This window comes from Streptomyces sp. NPDC048462 (genome assembly GCF_043200175.1).
Classification (GTDB): Bacteria; Actinomycetota; Actinomycetes; order Streptomycetales; family Streptomycetaceae; genus Streptomyces.
In genome coordinates this window covers 106,457-121,801 of the sequence record NZ_JBICXG010000019.1, presented here as the reverse complement: position 1 = coordinate 121,801, position 15,345 = coordinate 106,457, and the positions used below count along the sequence as shown (strand labels likewise).

Genomic DNA, 15,345 nt, shown 5'->3' with positions numbered 1-15,345 from the left:
GCGGCCCGCGGCGGGCGGCTCTCTGTCGTGGGAGGGGGCGGTTGGTGTGTGTGTGAGCTCGCCGGCGAGGGGGGCCCCCCCCCCCCCGCGCGGGCGGGGGGGGGGGGGGGGCCGGGCCGGGGGCGGTGTCGTCAGTGCCTCGCGAGCGGCTTCGGACCGGTGGGAGCGGGACGGGGCCGGGGCCCGGGCCGCGCCGCGGCCGGGGTCTGCTTGGGTGCGGGGGCCGTCCGCGCCGGTCCGGGCGACACCGGCGTGGCCGCAGGCGCGGACGAGGGCGCAGGCTCCCCGCCGCCCCCGGACGCCACGGCCTCCACCGGCTCCGCGGCCTCTGCCGCCTCCGCCGACCCCACCGGCTCGACGGGCGGCGCCGTGCCTGCCGGGGCCTTCGGCACCTGCGGTGCGGCGTCCACGGGCTGCTGCGGTGTCGGCTGCTGGGCCCGCTCCAGGAAGCGGAGCAGCTCCACCGGGAACGGCAGCACCAGGGTGGAGTTCTTCTCCGCGGCCACCGCCACCACGGTCTGGAGCAGCCTCAGCTGCAGTGCCGCGGGCTGGGAGGACATCTCGGCTGCGGCCTGGGACAACTTCTTCGAAGCCTGGAGTTCGGCATCCGCGTTGATGACCCGGGCGCGCCTCTCACGGTCCGCCTCGGCCTGCCGCGCCATGGAGCGTTTCATCGTCTCCGGCAGCGAGACGTCCTTGATCTCCACGCGGTCGATCTGCACACCCCAGCCGACCGCCGGGCTGTCGATCATCAGCTCCAGGCCCTGGTTCAGCTTCTCCCGGTTGGACAGCAGATCATCCAGATCGCTCTTGCCGATGATCGAACGCAACGACGTCTGTGCCATCTGCGAGACGGCGAAGCGGTAGTCCTCCACCTCGACGACGGCGCTCGCGGCGTCGACCACCTTGAAGTAGATGACGGCGTCGACCCGGACCGTGACGTTGTCCCGGGTGATCCCGTCCTGGGCCGGCACCGGCATCGTCACGATCTGCATGTTGACCTTGCGCAGCCGTTCCGCGCCGGGGAGCACCATGGTGAAACCGGGGCCTCGCACATCGTCCCGGAGCCTGCCGAATCTGAGCACCACACCCCGCTCGTACTGCTTGACGACCCGGGCGGCGGCCGCCGTGTAGGCGACACCCGCCAGGACCAGCACAACCAAAGCGGTCAAGAGCACCTGGACCATGACGGCCCCCTGCCAGCCGGAAACACCGAACACTCACTCTGCGCCTGGTATGACGCTATTACCACGGTATGCCCTGTTCCGACAGCAGTCGAACCTCTGTCCGTACATTCCGTACATTCCGCGTGCCGGTAGCCCGCCCGGCCGTGTCCCGGATGCCGGGCGGGCGGGGAGCGGGCAAGGTGACCAGCGTCAGCACGTACCCCGTGGCACACACGGGCCGCGTGACGGAGCGCGTACGGATGAGCCGGACGAGACAGACGAGGACCTGCCCATGCCCGTGATCGACAACCGACGCCGCCGCCTCGGCACCGCGGCCGGGGCCGCCCTGCTGACCCTCACCGTCGCGGGCTGTTCGGGCCTCGGCCGTACCGCGGTCGGTCCGGTCACCTACACGACCGAGCGGGAGGCCGTGATCATGGTGAACAGCCCCTCGGTGAAGGGCTGCCACCGGCTGGCCCCCGCAGGCGCCAAGGAAGTGCAGAACGGCACCCTGATCGACATCATCCTGTACCGCACCCGGGACTGCACCGGCCCCGGCACGACCTACGTGGCCACCAGGGTCACCGACCAGAGGGCGCCCAGCTCGCTGCCCTGGCGCAGCTTCAGCACGGTTCACTGACCCGGCCGGGCACCCGAACCGGGGGCCGGGTCACCAGCGGGCGGCGGGAGCGGATCCACGCCTATCCGGGCACGGCCCGCACCCACATCCCGTCGTCGGTGAGATACCGGTCCACCCGGAGCCCGGCCGTCCCGAGATGGCGCTCGAACTGCTCCTTCGACAACGGCCGGGCCCGGAACGTCTGCGTCCGTCGCGCGTCGCCGAAATCGTACTCGGCGCGCACCGAACGCACCCCGTCGCCGACCGGCTCCGAGGAGACGATCCGGACCGTGTACCCGGACGGGTCGTCGAACTGAGCCGGCTGCGCGCCGCGTTCGACGAGGCCGACCACCTGGTCGGCGACTTCGACGGCTACGTACGCGAGGGACTGAAGCTCGACGCGGCGACCGTGGAGACCCTGCGCGCCAGGCTCCCGACCGGCTGACGCGCGGCCCGGCTCACCTCAGCACCCCGGATAGCGGCCAGCCGGCCAGTCCACCGCGTGCTCGAACTCCAGGGACAGGTCGTCGGCCACCTCGGCGATCACCGCCCGCCCCTCGGTGTGCACCAGCCAGGACGGCGGGAGGTGTGCGTCGCCGTGGTGGGCGCCGAGCAGGTTGCCGCAGACGGCGCCGGTGGAGTCGCTGTCGCCCGAGTGGTTGACCGAGAGCAGCAGGGCCTCGCCCACCTGGTCGGCGCGCGGCAGCACCAGCGCGCAGTACACGGCGATGGCGAGGGCCTCCTCGGCCACCCAGCCCGCGCCGAGCGACTCCGCCTTCTCCGCGCTCGGTGCGCCCCGGCCCGCCAGTTCGAAGGCCGACCGGAGCGCGGCGGCCGTCTCCTCGTGGCCGGGGTGGCGGGCCAGCAGTTCCATGGCGCGCAGTACGGCTCCGGGCAGGGAGTCGCCCTCCAGCAGGTGGGCGACGATCGCCGCGAGCGCGCCGGCCGCGTAGGCGCCGGTGGGGTGGCCGTGGGTGATCCGGGCACAGCGGGCGGCCAGTCCGAAGGCCTCGTCGGCAGGTCCTCCGGTCAGCCCGAAGGGTGCGGAGCGCATCACCGTGCCGCAGCCCTTGGAGCCGGTGTTGACCGGGCCGGGCCCGCCGAGCGGGGCCCTCGGGTCGGGGGTGTGCCCGGCCGCGAGCCCGGTCAGGCAGGCGTTGCCGGGGGCCCGTCGTGCGTAGAGCCAGGACTGCTCCCTGAGCCAGCCGGTACGGACCAGGTCGTCCCCGCCCCGGGCGGGGGGCGCGGGGTGGTTCTGGGTGTCGAGCCAGCGCAGGTAGGCGTGCCTGATGACGGCGGTCTCGGCGCCGCCGATGCCCTTGGACACGGCCCGGGAGTGGGCTCTGATCAGCCCTTCCGCGGTGAAGAGCGTCATCTGGGTGTCGTCCGTGACGCGTCCGGTCACCCCGTCCTCGTCGGCCGTCAGACCGCGCACGCCCTGCTCACCGTGTGCCCGCCGGATACCCGCGAGCGACAGGAACTCCACCGGATTGCCCAGGGCGTCCCCTATCGCGCCGCCGAGCAGGCAGCCCCTGACCCGGGCCCTTCGGACGGAACCGTTTCCCCATGCCGCACCGCTCATCGCCGGCACCCCGCCATCTCTCGTCGGTCCACTCTCGTGGCTCGGATCCGCCGCGTCCGCCGCCGCGGGTCCATGCTGGTAGGAGAGGCGATGGCCATGCGTACCGGTAGTGAACCGACGACTGCGCGCAGTTCTCTGCGACTGCGGCTCTGGCTGAGTCTATGGGGCCTGGCCTGGGCCGTCTTCGGCCTGACGGCGTTCACGCTGACGGGCCGCCCGGGGTGGGCCGCCGCCTGCGGTGTGCTGCTCGTCCTGGTCGTGGTGGATCTGGGGGTGATCGTCCACCGCATCAACCGTCGAAGCGAGCGGCCCTCAGGTACTCCGGGTTGGGGTCGAGAGCCGCCGCGAGCCTGAAGTGGCGGGTCGCCCGTTCCGGATGGCCGGCCCGCTCGAAGGTGCGGGCCAGTGCGAAGTGCGCGAAGGCGTTGTCCGGTTCGCGTTCCAGTACGAGTTCGAATTCGAGCTCGGCGGGGCGCAGTTGGGCGGCCGCGAAGAAGGCGCGGGCGCGCAGCAGCCGGGCGGCGGTGTTCTCCGGGTGCGAGGCGATCACCGAGTCGAGCAGCTTCACGGCGCCCCGGGGATCCCGCGCCGCGAGCAGTTGCTCGGCCGCGCGGAAGTCTATGACGTGGGTTTCCGGGTTCCTCTCGGGCACAGTCCCATCCTTCCCTCGGCCACCTCGGTGTGAACGTCGCTCCGGGGTGCGGTATTCCGGCGCGGTCCGGGTCGGAACACGGCGGCTGCTGCCTCAGACCGCGTCGGCCCTGCGCACCAGCTCCGACCAGACCTCACGCACCTGCGGGGCCAGGGCCTCGACCGGTCCGTCGTTGTCGATGACCAGGTCGGCGACCGCCAGCCGCTCCTCTCGGGTGGCCTGCGCGGCCATCCGGGCGCGGGCGTCCGCCTCCGTCATCCCGCGCAGCCGCACGAGCCGGTCGAGCTGGGTCGCGGGACCGGCGTCGACGACGACGACCAGGTCGTAGAGGGGGGCGAGGCCGTTCTCGGTGAGGAGGGGTACGTCGTGGACGACCACGGAGCCGGGGCGCGCGGCCCGTTCCAGCTCGGCCGAGCGGGCGCCGACCAGCGGGTGGACGATCGCGTTGAGGGCGGCCAGCCGTTCGGCGTCGGAGAAGACGACCGCGCCGAGCTTCGGCCGGTCGAGCGTGCCGTCCGGGGCCAGGATGCCGGTGCCGAACGCCTCGACGACGGCGGCGAGCCCGGGGGTGCCGGGTTCGACGACCTCGCGCGCGATCCGGTCGGCGTCGACGAGGACGGCTCCGAGGCCGACGAGCAGCGCGGACACTTCGCTCTTGCCGGCGCCGATTCCACCGGTCAGGCCCACTTTCAGCATGGCGGCAGCCTAGTGCCACGCCCCCGGGACGGGAGCGGCCGCCCCGCGTCGCCGCGGTGGAGCGGCGGGTGGACGCGGGGCGGCCGCTTCGCCCGGGGTCAGCTGTCGCCTTCCCGTTCGGCCAGGAACCGTTCGAATTCGAGGCCGATCTCGTCGGCGGACGGCAGGTCCACCGGCTCGGCGACCAGATTGCCCCGGGTCTCGGAACCCGCCACCGCGTCGTACTGGTGCTCAAGGCCCTCGACCAGCGAGACGAGCTCCTCGTCACCCTGCCCGATCTGCCGGTCGATCTCCGTCTGGGTACGGTGCGCCTCGGTGCGCAGGGCGTGGGCGATGGCCGGCAGGACGAGTCCGGTCGCGGCCGTGATCGACTCCAGCGCGGTGAGCGCGGCGTCGGGGTAGGCGGAGCGGGCGACGTAGTGCGGTACGTGGGTGGCGACACCGAGTACGTCGTGTCCGGCCTCCATCAGCCGGTACTCGACGAGCGCCTCGGCGGAGCCGGGCACCTGCGCCTCGTCGAACGGGCTGCGGTGACCGGGCATGAGGTCGGTGCGGTTGCCGTGCGGGGTGATGCCGACCGGGCGGGTGTGCGGGACGCCCATCGGGATGCCGTGGAAGTTGACCGCGAGGCGAACGCCGAGCCGTTCGACGATCTGCTCGACGGCGGCGGCGAACCGCTCCCACTCCACGTCGGGCTCCGGCCCGGACAGCAGCAGGAACGGTGCCCCGGTGGCGTCCTGGACCACCCGGACGTCCAGCGTCGGGGTCTCGTACGACGTCCAGCGGTCACGCCGGAAGGTCAGCAGGGGACGCCGTGCGCGGTAGTCGACGAGGCGGTCGTGGTCGAAGCGGGCCACCACCTGGTGCGGCAGCGATTCGAGCAGGCCGTCGACGATCTGCTCACCGGTCTCACCCGCGTCGATGTACCCCTCGAAGTGGTAGAGCATGACCAGGCCGGCCGACTCCTGGGCCAGTGCCATGTCGACGACGGCCAGGCCCTTCGGGTCCCATTCGTACAAACTCTGCGGATCAGCCACGGTTACCGCTCCTCCTTGTGTTCCTGAAGAAGAACGCCCCGAGGGGCACGGTCATTCCCTCCCGTGCCCCTTCACATGGTGTTTACCCAAGTACCCGCGCGTGCAGTGCGGTGACCGCCTTCCGTGCCGAGGTGAACGCGCCGTGCTGCCAGGCGTCCGCGTAGCTCAGGTAGTCGCCCGCGAAGTAGACCCGTCCGGCGGCCCGGTTGAGCGGTGCGAAGACCGGGGCGTCGGGGCCCCCGGACAGCGAGTGCCAGGAGGCCTCCAGGTACGGGGTCTGCCGCCAGTGGTGGGAGAACGACGTGGCGAGTTCCGTCCGGTACTTGTCGCCGTGGATCTTCACGCCCTGGGCGACGGCACGCGCCTCCCGCTCGGCCGGGGTGAGGGCGCCGTACGCGTCGGCGTTGGCGCCGGTGTTGTAGTACCCGATGATGGTGCCCCGCCTGCCCTGGTGGCCGTAGGAGGGGTACCAGATGTGGGAGAGGTCCAGGTCCGTCTCCGTGATGCCGCCGTAGATCCGGTGGTCGCTCTCCCACCAGCGGCTGCGGTACTCCAGACCGATCTTTCCGGCCGATGACGGCTTGCAGGCCTCCAGGGCGCCCTGCACGGCCGGGCCCAGGTTGTGGGCGGTCCTGGCAAGGATGTTGGGCGGCAGCGCGGCCACACAGTAGTCCGCCTGAATGCTGCGGGTCCGCCCGGACCGGGTGTAGGCGACGGTGACGCCGTGCGCGGTGTCGGTGATCTTCGTGACGGCCGCGCCGGTACGTATCCTGCGCTCCCCGATCGCCCGGGTGAGCGCGGCGGGTATCCGGTCCATGCCGCCGACCGGCTGGAACATCAGCATCGCCTGGTCGTACTCGAACTCGAAGGCGAAGTAGCGCCCGACGCCGCTGGCGAAGACCTCCGACGCGGAGGGCACGGAGCCCAGCTGCTCGCCCGGGGTCCCGGCGGCGGCGGGGTCGACCCGGTAGCCGCGCCGGGGGCTGCCGGTGTAGTCGAGTGTGTCGCCGAGGTCCCCGAAGTCCTTCAGGAACTCCATGAGCCGTTCCTGGTCGTCGGCGGTGATCTGCCGGTCGAGCGCCCCCTTGTCGGTGGCCTTGGAGAGGAGTTCGGCGACGTAGCCGTACACGTCGGCCTTGGCGGTGCGGTAGCGCACCGGGGCCTTCATGCCTGCTTTCTCGTTGTAGATATAGGCATTGGCGTTCACGTTGGTGAACATCTCAATGGGTACACCGAGTTCGCGGCAGTAGTCGAGGGTGACCATCCACTGAGGGATCCGGCCGGGCCCGCAGTTCATGTACTGGCCGTCGCTGAACCGGGCCGTCTGCCGGCTGCCGTGGATGTCGGTGGTGGAGTCCCCGCCGCGCACGGTGAAGTTCCGGCCACCCGTGCGGCCGCGGGCCTCCAGGACCGTCACGTCGTAGCCCGCCTTGCCCAGCTCGTAGGCGGTGGTGAGGCCGGCGATGCCGCCGCCCACGACGACCACCTTGGCCGCGGCCCTGCCGGTCAGCGAGAAGTCCCCCTCACTGGGGGCCCGGAAGGCGGGCTCACGGCCTGCGGCCTGGGCGGTGGGGGCGAGGCCGAGTGCCCCCATGGTGGCGAACATGGCGCCCGCACCGCCGGTGATCCCTACGTTGCGCAGAAAGGTGCGGCGGCTGTCGCCGGATGTCACCGAGGAGTGGTGCGAAGTCTGGGTCATGGAGCGGCTCCTGTCCGGATCCTGGGGTTGCCGGGATCCTGGCAAGGCCGTGTTACGCGCCGTCAGTTACTCGTGTATCCCGCACGTTTCTCTCTGTTCACCCCGACCACAGCAGCCTCGGCAATGGTCCAGACCTTGACACGACATCCCGCCGTCCCTACCGTCACTGGGCAGTACGTTCAGAAACTCGCCCCACATTCATGTACGAGAACCCTGAACTCCTGACGGGAAGGCACCCCCATGCGCACCCGCACGCTGCTCTCCACCGCTCTCGCCACCGGCGGCCTGATCCTCGCCTCGGCCGCCACCGCCGGAGCCGCGACGGTCATCGAGGTGAGCACCTCGGCCCAGCTCAAGTCGGCCCTCACCGCGGCGGGCCCCGGCGACACGATCCGGCTCGCGGACGGCACGTACGCCGGCAACTTCAAGGCGACCGTTCCCGGCACCGCCTCCGCGCGGATCACCCTGACCGGTTCCGCCGGGGCGGTCCTCACGGCCGGCGGCGGCTACGGGCTGCACCTCAACGGTGCCTCGTACTGGACCGTGAAGGGTGTGACGGTCTCCGGCGGCCAGAAGGGCATCGTGACCGACGGCGCCAACGGCGTCGTCATCGACTCGGTGACCGTGCACGACCTGGACATGGAGGGCGTCCACTTCCGCAAGTCCTCCAGCGACGGCGTCATCAGGAACTCCCGGATCTACGACACCGGGCACGACGGCCGGGGCATGGGCGAGGGCGTCTACGTGGGCACGGCGGGCGACCTCTCCGACCGGAGCGACCGGGTCCAGATCGCGGACAACACGATCGGTCCGGACGTCGGCGGCGAGAACGTCGACATCAAGGAGGGCACCACGGGTGCGCGGATCACCGGCAACACCTTCGACGGCAGCGGGCTGACCGGTGCCAACTACGACGACTCCTGGGTCGACGTGAAGGGCAACGACGTGCTGGTCGAGGGCAACCATGGCTCCCGTACGACCAACAACGGCTACGAGACACACACCCAGCAGAGCGGCTGGGGCTGCGGGGCCGTCTTCCGGAACAACACCTCGGACCTGTCCGGCTCGACGGGCGACAAGCAGCTCGCGATCAACGTCACCAACAACAGCGGGAGTTGTGCCACCACTGTCTACGGCAGCAACACCGTGACCGGTGGCAGGGGCCTGACCAACATTCCCGTCACCCCGTAGACCGGCTCCCCGCGAATCCGTCGCGGACATGAGTGAGGCCCGCCCCCCGAGGGGAGCGGGCCTCACTTTCATCTACTGCAGCCGATGACCGGCCGGAGGGTCAGAGCGTCAGCTCTGGCCGCCCGCCAGCTTCTCGCGCAGGGCAGCCAGGGCCTCGTCCGACGCCAGGGCGCCGGAGTTGTCCGCGGACTCCGAGGAGTACGAACCGCCGCCGCCGCCACCACCGCTGCCGCCGGAGGCAGCCGGAGCCGCGCCGGCCGGGGCGGCAGCGCCCTCGGCAGCAGCGGCCTCGTCGGCCTCGCGGGACTTGATGACCTGGGCCTGGTGCTGCTCGAAGCGCGTCTGCGCCTCGGCGTACTGGGTCTCCCAGACCTCGCGCTGAGCCTCGAAGCCCTCGAGCCAGTCGTTGGTCTCGGGGTCGAAGCCCTCGGGGTAGATGTAGTTGCCCTGGTCGTCGTACGACGCGGCCATGCCGTACAGCGTCGGGTCGAACTCGACCGAGGCCGGGTCGCCACCGAAGGACTCGTTGGCCTGCTTCAGCGAGAGGCTGATGCGACGACGCTCGAGGTCGATGTCGATGACCTTGACGAAGATCTCGTCGTTGACCTGGACGACCTGCTCCGGGATCTCCACGTGGCGCTCGGCCAGCTCGGAGATGTGGACCAGGCCCTCGATGCCCTCGTCGACGCGCACGAACGCACCGAACGGAACGAGCTTGGTGACCTTACCGGGAACAACCTGCCCGATCTGGTGCGTCCGGGCGAACTGCTGCCACGGGTCTTCCTGCGTCGCCTTGAGCGACAGGGAGACACGCTCGCGGTCCATGTCCACGTCGAGAACCTCGACGGTGACTTCCTGGCCGACCTCGACAACCTCGGAGGGGTGGTCGATGTGCTTCCAGGACAGCTCGGAGACGTGCACGAGACCGTCGACGCCACCCAGGTCCACGAAGGCACCGAAGTTGACGATCGAGGAGACGACGCCGGAGCGGACCTGACCCTTCTGGAGGGTCGTGAGGAACGTCTGGCGAACCTCGGACTGGGTCTGCTCGAGCCAGGCACGGCGGGACAGGACCACGTTGTTGCGGTTCTTGTCCAGCTCGATGATCTTGGCCTCGAGCTCCTTGCCCACGTACGGCTGGAGGTCGCGGACGCGGCGCATCTCGACGAGGGACGCCGGCAGGAAGCCCCGGAGGCCGATGTCGAGGATGAGACCACCCTTGACGACCTCGATGACGGTACCGGTGACGATGCCGTCTTCTTCCTTGATCTTCTCGATGGTGCCCCAGGCACGCTCGTACTGAGCGCGCTTCTTCGAGAGGATCAGGCGGCCTTCCTTGTCCTCCTTCTGGAGAACCAGGGCCTCGATCTCGTCGCCGACCTTGACGACCTCGTTGGGGTCGACGTCGTGCTTGATCGAGAGCTCGCGGCTCGGGATGACACCTTCGGTCTTGTAACCGATGTCGAGGAGGACCTCGTCGCGGTCAACCTTGACGATGACACCATCGACGATGTCGCCGTCGTTGAAGTACTTGATCGTCTCGTCGATGGCCGCGAGGAACGCGTCCGCGTCGCCGATGTCGTTGACCGCAACCTGCGGAGTGGTGGCGGTGGTCTCGGTGCTGCTCGTCATGTGGGAAAGGGCTCCGGTACGGACAGTGAGTCGAAGTTACTGCTACGCCGTGAGCCCGTATCGCCTCTGCAGAAGCCGGACAGCCTGGGAAGCGCCGAATCCCGCGAGCGGGAGGCGCCTCGTAAACCGAGGGGACATACAACAGATGCGAGCGCGGCCTGCTAGGTCTGAGGCGCGCAGGCTCGCAGCGCAACTTGTAGCATACGGGGGCAGCAGGGCAGGGTCAATGCGCGAAGGCGCACACCAGGGGCGGAAGGCCCCATACCCGGCACAACTCGTGTTCACCGAGGCCACATCGGCCCCGATGGTGGCCGGGACACACGGGTTGCCCCCACCCAGATCCCCCCTTGGTACGTACCGCGTACGACGGGGTGAAGGCAAACTACAGCGACGGGCACGATGAGCCAAGAGACCGACCGGACCGAACCCGAGGTGACGCGCCGCAGCGCCGGCGAGGCCGAGAGCAGCAGGGCCAGCCGCGGCTGGTGGAACAGCAACGCCGACGACTACCAGAACGAGCACGGGACGTTCCTGGGCGATGACAGGTTCGTCTGGGGCCCGGAAGGCCTCGACGAGATGGAGGCCGGACTCCTGGGCCCCCTGGACGACCTGGCGGGTCTGGACGTCCTGGAGATCGGGGCGGGCGCGGCCCAGTGCTCCCGCTGGCTGGCCGCCCAGGGCGCCCGCCCGGTCGCCCTGGACCTCTCGCACCGCCAGCTCCAGCACGCGCTGCGGATCGGCGACGGTGTCCCCCTGGTCGAGGCGGACGCCGGGGTGCTGCCCTTCCGCGACGGCAGCTTCGACCTGGCCTGCTCCGCCTACGGCGCGGTGCCGTTCGTCGCCGACCCGGTGCAGGTGTTCCGCGAGGTGCACCGGGTGCTGCGGCCCGGCGGCCGCTGGGTCTTCTCGGTCACGCATCCGGTCCGCTGGGCGTTCCCGGACGAGCCGGGGCCCGAGGGCCTTTCCGTCGCCGCCTCCTACTTCGACCGCACCCCCTATGTCGAGCAGGACGAGCGCGGCGAGGCCGTCTACGTCGAGCACCACCGGACCGTCGGTGACCGGGTGCGGGACGTGGTGGCGGGCGGCTTCCGCCTGGTCGACCTGGTCGAACCGGAGTGGCCGGTCTGGAACAGCCAGGAGTGGGGCGGCTGGTCGCCGCTGCGCGGCAGCCTGATCCCCGGGACCGCGATCTTCGTCTGCGAGCGCGACTGAGCCACCGGCCGGTGCGGGGCGCGGCGGCGGGCCGTACGAGACTGGGCACGTGATCCGCACCGACGCCCTGGACCAGCTGCCCGTCCGCACCGCCGTGCCCGCGCTGCGGCGGGCCCTCGACGACCGGGGCACGGCCGTGCTGTGCGCACCCCCCGGCACCGGCAAGACCACCCTCGTCCCGCTGGTCCTGGCCGGACTGACCGGCGACGGGCCGGTGCGCCGGGTCGTGGTGGCCGAACCCCGGCGGATCGCGGCCCGCGCCGCGGCACGGCGGATGGCCTGGCTGCTCGGTGAGCGGCCCGGCGAGCGGGTCGGCTTCACCGTGCGCGGCGAGCGGGTGACGGGCCCGCGCACCGTGGTGGAGGTGGTCACCACCGGGGTGCTGCTCCAGCGGCTCCAGCGCGACCAGGAACTGTCCGGCACCGACGTGGTGATCATCGACGAGTGCCACGAACGCCATCTGGACGCGGACACCGTGGCCGCGTTCCTGCTGGACGTACGGGAGGCGATCCGGCCCGATCTGCGACTGGTCGCCGCCTCCGCGACGACGGACGCGCAGGGCTGGGCCCGGCTGCTCGGGGACGCCCCGGTGGTCGAGGCACAGGGGGTGTCCCATCCGGTGGAGGTGGTGTGGGCGCCGCCGGCCCGGCCGGTGCGGCCGCCGCACGGGATGCGCGTGGACCCGGCGCTGCTGAGCCATGTCGCCTCGGTGGTGCGGCGGGCGCTGGCCGAGCGGGACGGCGACGTGCTGTGCTTCCTGCCCGGGGTCGGCGAGATCAGCCGGGTGGCGGGGCAGCTGTCCGGCGTCGCGGCCGAGGTGCTCCAGGTGCACGGGCGGGCCCCGGCGGCGGTGCAGGACGCGGTGCTGGCCGGTTCGTCCGAGGGGCGCCGGGTGGTGCTCGCGACCTCGGTCGCGGAGTCGTCGCTGACCGTACCCGGGGTGCGGACCGTCGTCGACTCGGGGCTGGCCAGGGAGCCGCGCACCGATCACGCCCGGGGCCTGAGCGCCCTGACGACGGTACGGGCCTCGCAGGCGGCGGGCCGGCAGCGGGCGGGCCGGGCCGGCCGCGAGGCGCCCGGGGCGGTGTACCGCTGCTGGGAGCAGGCGGAGGACGGGCGGCTCGCCCGCTTCCCCTCCCCCGAGATCAAGGTGGCCGACCTCGCGGCGTTCGCCCTCCAGGCGGCCTGCTGGGGCGATCCGGACGCGACGGGACTCGCCCTGCTCGACGCACCGCCGGCCGGTGCGATGGGCGCGGCCCACGAGGTGCTGACGGCGATCGGCGCGGTGGACGCCGACGGCCGGGTGAGCGCGCGCGGCGTACGGATGTCCCGGCTCGGGCTGCATCCCCGGCTGGCCAGGGCCCTGCTGGACGGCGCGGCCTCGGTCGGCGGGCGCCGGGCCGCGGAGGCGGTGGCGCTGCTGAGCGAGGAACCGCCCCGGGAGTACGGGGACGACCTGGCGGCCGCGTTGCGCACCGCGCGCCAGGGCAAGGACGCCTACGCGGCCCGCTGGCGCCAGGAGGTACGGCGGCTGTCGTCCTCACTGAAGGACGTGAAGGGCGGGGAGGACGGTGCCGGTGGCGGGCCGGGTCCTGACGATGCCGCCGTCGGTCTGGTGGCGGCCCTCGCGTTCCCGGAGCGGGTGGCGCGGGCCCGCGGCGAGGGGGCGTTCCTGATGGCGTCCGGCACGGGCGCGGAGCTGCGGGACGGCTCACGGCTGCGCAGCGCCGCCTGGCTGGCCGTCGCGGTCGCCGACCGTCCGTCGCACGCCGCGTCGGCGCGGGTCCGGCTCGCCGCCGTCATCGACGAGGACACGGCACGCCTGGCCGCCGGACACCTGCGGTTCGCGGGCGAGGAGGTCCGCTGGGACGGCCACGACGTGGTGGCCCGCCGGGTGGAACGCCTCGGCGCCGTCGAGCTGTCGGCGCGCCCGCTGAAGCAGCCCGATCCCGCCCTGGTCCGCGAGGCCCTGGTGGAGGGGCTGCGGCGGGAGGGGCTCGGCCTGCTGCGCTGGACCCGGGACACCGGCGCGCTGCGCGAGCGGCTGGCCTTCCTGCACCGGGAGCTGGGCGAGCCCTGGCCGGACGTGTCGGACGAGGCGCTGCTGGACCGTACCCAGGAGTGGCTGGAGCCCGAGCTGTCGCGGGCCCGGCGCCGCTCGGCGCTGGCCGGGATCGACGCCGGGCAGGCGCTGCGCCGGCTGCTGCCGTGGGCGACCGGCGAGGCGGCCCGGCTGGACGAGCTGGCGCCGGAGCGGATCGAGGTGCCGAGCGGTTCGCGGATCAGGGTGGAGTACGGCGGGGCGCAGCCGGTGCTCGCGGTGAAGCTCCAGGAGCTGTTCGGGCTCCAGGAGACCCCGCGGGTGGCCGGGGTGCCGGTCCTGGTGCACCTGCTCTCCCCGGCCGGGCGCCCGGCCGCGGTGACGGCCGACCTGGCCTCGTTCTGGCGGGAGGGCTACAGGGCGGTGCGCGCGGAGCTGCGTGGCCGGTACCCGAAGCATCCGTGGCCCGAGGACCCGACGACGGTCGAGGCGACCCGGTTCACGAAGGCCCGGCTCAAGCGGGAGTAGGTTCCGGGTCGGGGACGGGTTCCGGTGCGGCGTGCGGCCTCGGTGTGCCCGGCCGCCGGGAGCGGGCCTCCAGCCAGAGCGAGAGGGCCAGGAGCGCGGCACCGAGGAAGAGGAAGCCCCAGGGCAGGTACGAGGTCAGCAGCAGGACCAGCACCCGCTGGGACTTGACCTGGTCGACGATCGAGGCGATGTAGTCCTCGCGCATCTTCACGTGCCCGGCGAACACGGTGACGGTGTCCTTGGGCATGCCCATCGCCTTCGCGTTCCGCATCTCCTCCTTGTGGATCTCCTCGCCGTTGACCGGCGCCCCGGTGACGGGGTCGACCCAGAACATCCGCTTGGTGGTGTACCAGCGGGTCATCCCGGTCTTGGCGATCTGCTCCGGGGTGATGCCCTTGATGGGCATCGTCTTCGGCATCGGGACCTTGGTCCACGGGATGGTCTGCTCGAAGTAGTAGACCTCCATGCCCCGGAAGTTCTGGGTGCCCTTGTAGTGGATGGGCGAGCTGGTGCGGGTCTGGGCGTCGAAGTACTCGTAGTCGCGCTTCTCGGTGAGGAAGGGCCACTTGAACTCGATGCCCTCGCGGCTGACCCGGTCGCCGTCGACCATCTCGCCGGTGGCGTGCACCGGGGCCTGGCTGTGCGCGTCGAAAATGTAGCGCTCGGGGATCTTGGACACCATCTTGCCGTCCGGGCCCTGGACGTAGGAGAGCGCGTCCCAGACGACGACGTCACGGCCGGCGCTGCGCTCGATCTTCTCGGACGCCTCCACGTCGCCCTTGAGCGTCTGCACGATGGTGATCTTGTCGACCTTCTTGGCCGTGAGGGTGCTGTAGTCGAGCAGGGTCGCGGGCTTCGCCTCGAGCACCGTCTCCTGGTACTGGTTCGGCGGGATCTTCGCCAGCCGGGGGAAGGCGTACCAGCGCAGCAGCGGCGACAGCGCGGCGAAGAAGACGGCGAAGGCCAGGAGTACGAGGCTGGCTCGGCGGCGCATGGGGTGTCCTCCCTCTGCATTCCGTGGTGCGGACGGCGTTGTGCGGGCGGGCGTGGTGCGGTGCGGACTCCGTACGGACGGCTAGTTCTTGGGGCCCGGGACGGTGGTCAGCAGGGGTTTGGGCGAGGTCTCGCCGGGTGGTGCGCCCACCGCGCTGATGGTGAGCACGAGGGCGAGGGCGGCGGCCAGTCCGATGGCGGCGGCGACTAGGGCACGCAAGCTCGGCCTCCCGGGGCGCGGAACTGATGGGGCGTCAGGGCTGGGGCACCGTAGCAACCCGGGCGCGAGATGAGAAC

At 71.8% G+C, this 15,345-nt stretch carries 14 protein-coding genes and 1 pseudogene; 5 read left to right on the top strand and 10 right to left on the bottom strand.

Annotated features, from left to right (window positions below):
* Positions 1–131: 131 nt before the first annotated feature.
* Entirely contained in the window at positions 132–1,187 is a 1,056-nt protein-coding gene (locus tag ACGFU6_RS27680) for an SPFH domain-containing protein (RefSeq protein WP_393614722.1), read from the bottom strand.
* A 271-nt stretch (positions 1,188–1,458) separates the two neighbouring features.
* Between ACGFU6_RS27680 and ACGFU6_RS27675 the strand changes: the two genes are divergently transcribed.
* Positions 1,459–1,806: a hypothetical protein gene (locus ACGFU6_RS27675; RefSeq protein WP_393614720.1), complete on the top strand. Its 348-nt coding sequence runs from the start codon at positions 1,459–1,461 to the stop codon at positions 1,804–1,806.
* A 61-nt stretch (positions 1,807–1,867) separates the two neighbouring features.
* On the opposite strand, the pseudogene ACGFU6_RS27670 reads toward ACGFU6_RS27675, so the two are convergent.
* Together ACGFU6_RS27670 and ACGFU6_RS27665 are read right to left on the bottom strand one after the other, a co-directional pair.
* Positions 1,868–2,092: pseudogene (locus ACGFU6_RS27670) on the bottom strand (SAM-dependent methyltransferase); the annotation flags it as partial.
* A gap of 156 nt (positions 2,093–2,248) precedes the next feature.
* Positions 2,249–3,367 carry an ADP-ribosylglycohydrolase family protein gene (locus ACGFU6_RS27665; protein WP_393614718.1) on the bottom strand — a complete coding sequence of 373 codons (1,119 nt, stop codon included), beginning with the start codon at positions 3,365–3,367 and terminating at the stop codon, positions 2,249–2,251.
* Between the two features lie 72 nt (positions 3,368–3,439).
* Here ACGFU6_RS27665 and ACGFU6_RS27660 point away from each other — a divergent pair, with 72 nt between their 5' ends.
* Positions 3,440–3,721, top strand: a complete 282-nt coding sequence (locus tag ACGFU6_RS27660) for a DUF6343 family protein (RefSeq protein ID WP_393614717.1) — start codon at positions 3,440–3,442, stop codon at positions 3,719–3,721.
* Here ACGFU6_RS27660 and ACGFU6_RS27655 read toward each other — a convergent pair.
* The 4 genes from ACGFU6_RS27655 to ACGFU6_RS27640 form a co-directional block, all read right to left on the bottom strand.
* Positions 3,657–4,019 carry a tetratricopeptide repeat protein gene (locus tag ACGFU6_RS27655; RefSeq protein ID WP_024492382.1) on the bottom strand — a complete coding sequence of 121 codons (363 nt, stop codon included), beginning with the start codon at positions 4,017–4,019 and terminating at the stop codon, positions 3,657–3,659. The two genes, ACGFU6_RS27660 and ACGFU6_RS27655, sit on opposite strands and share 65 nt — an antisense overlap.
* A 93-nt stretch (positions 4,020–4,112) precedes the next feature.
* The gene (gene coaE, locus ACGFU6_RS27650; protein ID WP_393614716.1) at positions 4,113–4,715 is read right to left on the bottom strand and encodes a dephospho-CoA kinase; all 603 of its coding nucleotides are present in this window, start codon (positions 4,713–4,715) and stop codon (positions 4,113–4,115) included.
* 98 nt (positions 4,716–4,813) lie between these two features.
* Complete coding sequence (locus ACGFU6_RS27645; RefSeq protein WP_393614714.1) at positions 4,814–5,752, bottom strand: PAC2 family protein; 939 nt, start codon at positions 5,750–5,752, stop codon at positions 4,814–4,816.
* A gap of 82 nt (positions 5,753–5,834) precedes the next feature.
* Complete coding sequence (locus tag ACGFU6_RS27640; RefSeq protein WP_393614787.1) at positions 5,835–7,358, bottom strand: flavin monoamine oxidase family protein; 1,524 nt, start codon at positions 7,356–7,358, stop codon at positions 5,835–5,837.
* A 333-nt stretch (positions 7,359–7,691) separates the two neighbouring features.
* Between ACGFU6_RS27640 and ACGFU6_RS27635 the strand changes: the two genes are divergently transcribed.
* A complete protein-coding gene (locus ACGFU6_RS27635; protein WP_393614713.1) occupies positions 7,692–8,642 on the top strand; it encodes a right-handed parallel beta-helix repeat-containing protein in 951 nt (316 codons plus the stop codon).
* 108 nt (positions 8,643–8,750) lie between these two features.
* Here ACGFU6_RS27635 and rpsA read toward each other — a convergent pair whose 3' ends face one another.
* Positions 8,751–10,274, bottom strand: a complete 1,524-nt coding sequence (rpsA, locus tag ACGFU6_RS27630; protein ID WP_097963511.1) for a 30S ribosomal protein S1 — start codon at positions 10,272–10,274, stop codon at positions 8,751–8,753.
* Positions 10,275–10,673: 399 nt separating this feature from the next.
* On the opposite strand from rpsA, the gene ACGFU6_RS27625 reads away from it, so the two are divergent.
* Together ACGFU6_RS27625 and hrpB are read left to right on the top strand one after the other, a co-directional pair.
* A complete protein-coding gene (locus tag ACGFU6_RS27625) occupies positions 10,674–11,486 on the top strand; it encodes a class I SAM-dependent methyltransferase (RefSeq protein ID WP_393614711.1) in 813 nt (270 codons plus the stop codon).
* A gap of 49 nt (positions 11,487–11,535) precedes the next feature.
* Positions 11,536–14,055, top strand: a complete 2,520-nt coding sequence (gene hrpB / locus ACGFU6_RS27620; RefSeq protein WP_393614710.1) for an ATP-dependent helicase HrpB — start codon at positions 11,536–11,538, stop codon at positions 14,053–14,055.
* On the opposite strand, the gene ACGFU6_RS27615 is transcribed toward hrpB, so the two are convergent.
* Entirely contained in the window at positions 14,042–15,049 is a 1,008-nt protein-coding gene (locus ACGFU6_RS27615; protein ID WP_393614708.1) for a DUF3068 domain-containing protein, read from the bottom strand. The genes hrpB and ACGFU6_RS27615 overlap by 14 nt on opposite strands.
* A gap of 81 nt (positions 15,050–15,130) precedes the next feature.
* Positions 15,131–15,268 carry an SPW_0924 family protein gene (locus tag ACGFU6_RS27610; RefSeq protein ID WP_123469382.1) on the bottom strand — a complete coding sequence of 46 codons (138 nt, stop codon included), beginning with the start codon at positions 15,266–15,268 and terminating at the stop codon, positions 15,131–15,133.
* Positions 15,269–15,345 lie beyond the last annotated feature (77 nt).

What these genes read in the sequence shown, in the direction of transcription:
- ACGFU6_RS27680 (WP_393614722.1), bottom strand. Translation starts at nt 1,187, where the DNA reads ATGGTCCAGGTGCTCTTGACCGCTTTGGTTGTGCTGGTCCTGGCGGGT.
- ACGFU6_RS27675 (WP_393614720.1), top strand. Translation starts at nt 1,459, where the DNA reads ATGCCCGTGATCGACAACCGACGCCGCCGCCTCGGCACCGCGGCCGGG.
- ACGFU6_RS27665 (WP_393614718.1), bottom strand. Translation starts at nt 3,367, where the DNA reads ATGAGCGGTGCGGCATGGGGAAACGGTTCCGTCCGAAGGGCCCGGGTC.
- ACGFU6_RS27660 (WP_393614717.1), top strand. Translation starts at nt 3,440, where the DNA reads ATGCTGGTAGGAGAGGCGATGGCCATGCGTACCGGTAGTGAACCGACG.
- coaE (WP_393614716.1), bottom strand. Translation starts at nt 4,715, where the DNA reads ATGCTGAAAGTGGGCCTGACCGGTGGAATCGGCGCCGGCAAGAGCGAA.
- ACGFU6_RS27640 (WP_393614787.1), bottom strand. Translation starts at nt 7,358, where the DNA reads ATGTTCGCCACCATGGGGGCACTCGGCCTCGCCCCCACCGCCCAGGCC.
- ACGFU6_RS27635 (WP_393614713.1), top strand. Translation starts at nt 7,692, where the DNA reads ATGCGCACCCGCACGCTGCTCTCCACCGCTCTCGCCACCGGCGGCCTG.
- rpsA (WP_097963511.1), bottom strand. Translation starts at nt 10,274, where the DNA reads ATGACGAGCAGCACCGAGACCACCGCCACCACTCCGCAGGTTGCGGTC.
- ACGFU6_RS27625 (WP_393614711.1), top strand. Translation starts at nt 10,674, where the DNA reads ATGAGCCAAGAGACCGACCGGACCGAACCCGAGGTGACGCGCCGCAGC.
- ACGFU6_RS27615 (WP_393614708.1), bottom strand. Translation starts at nt 15,049, where the DNA reads ATGCGCCGCCGAGCCAGCCTCGTACTCCTGGCCTTCGCCGTCTTCTTC.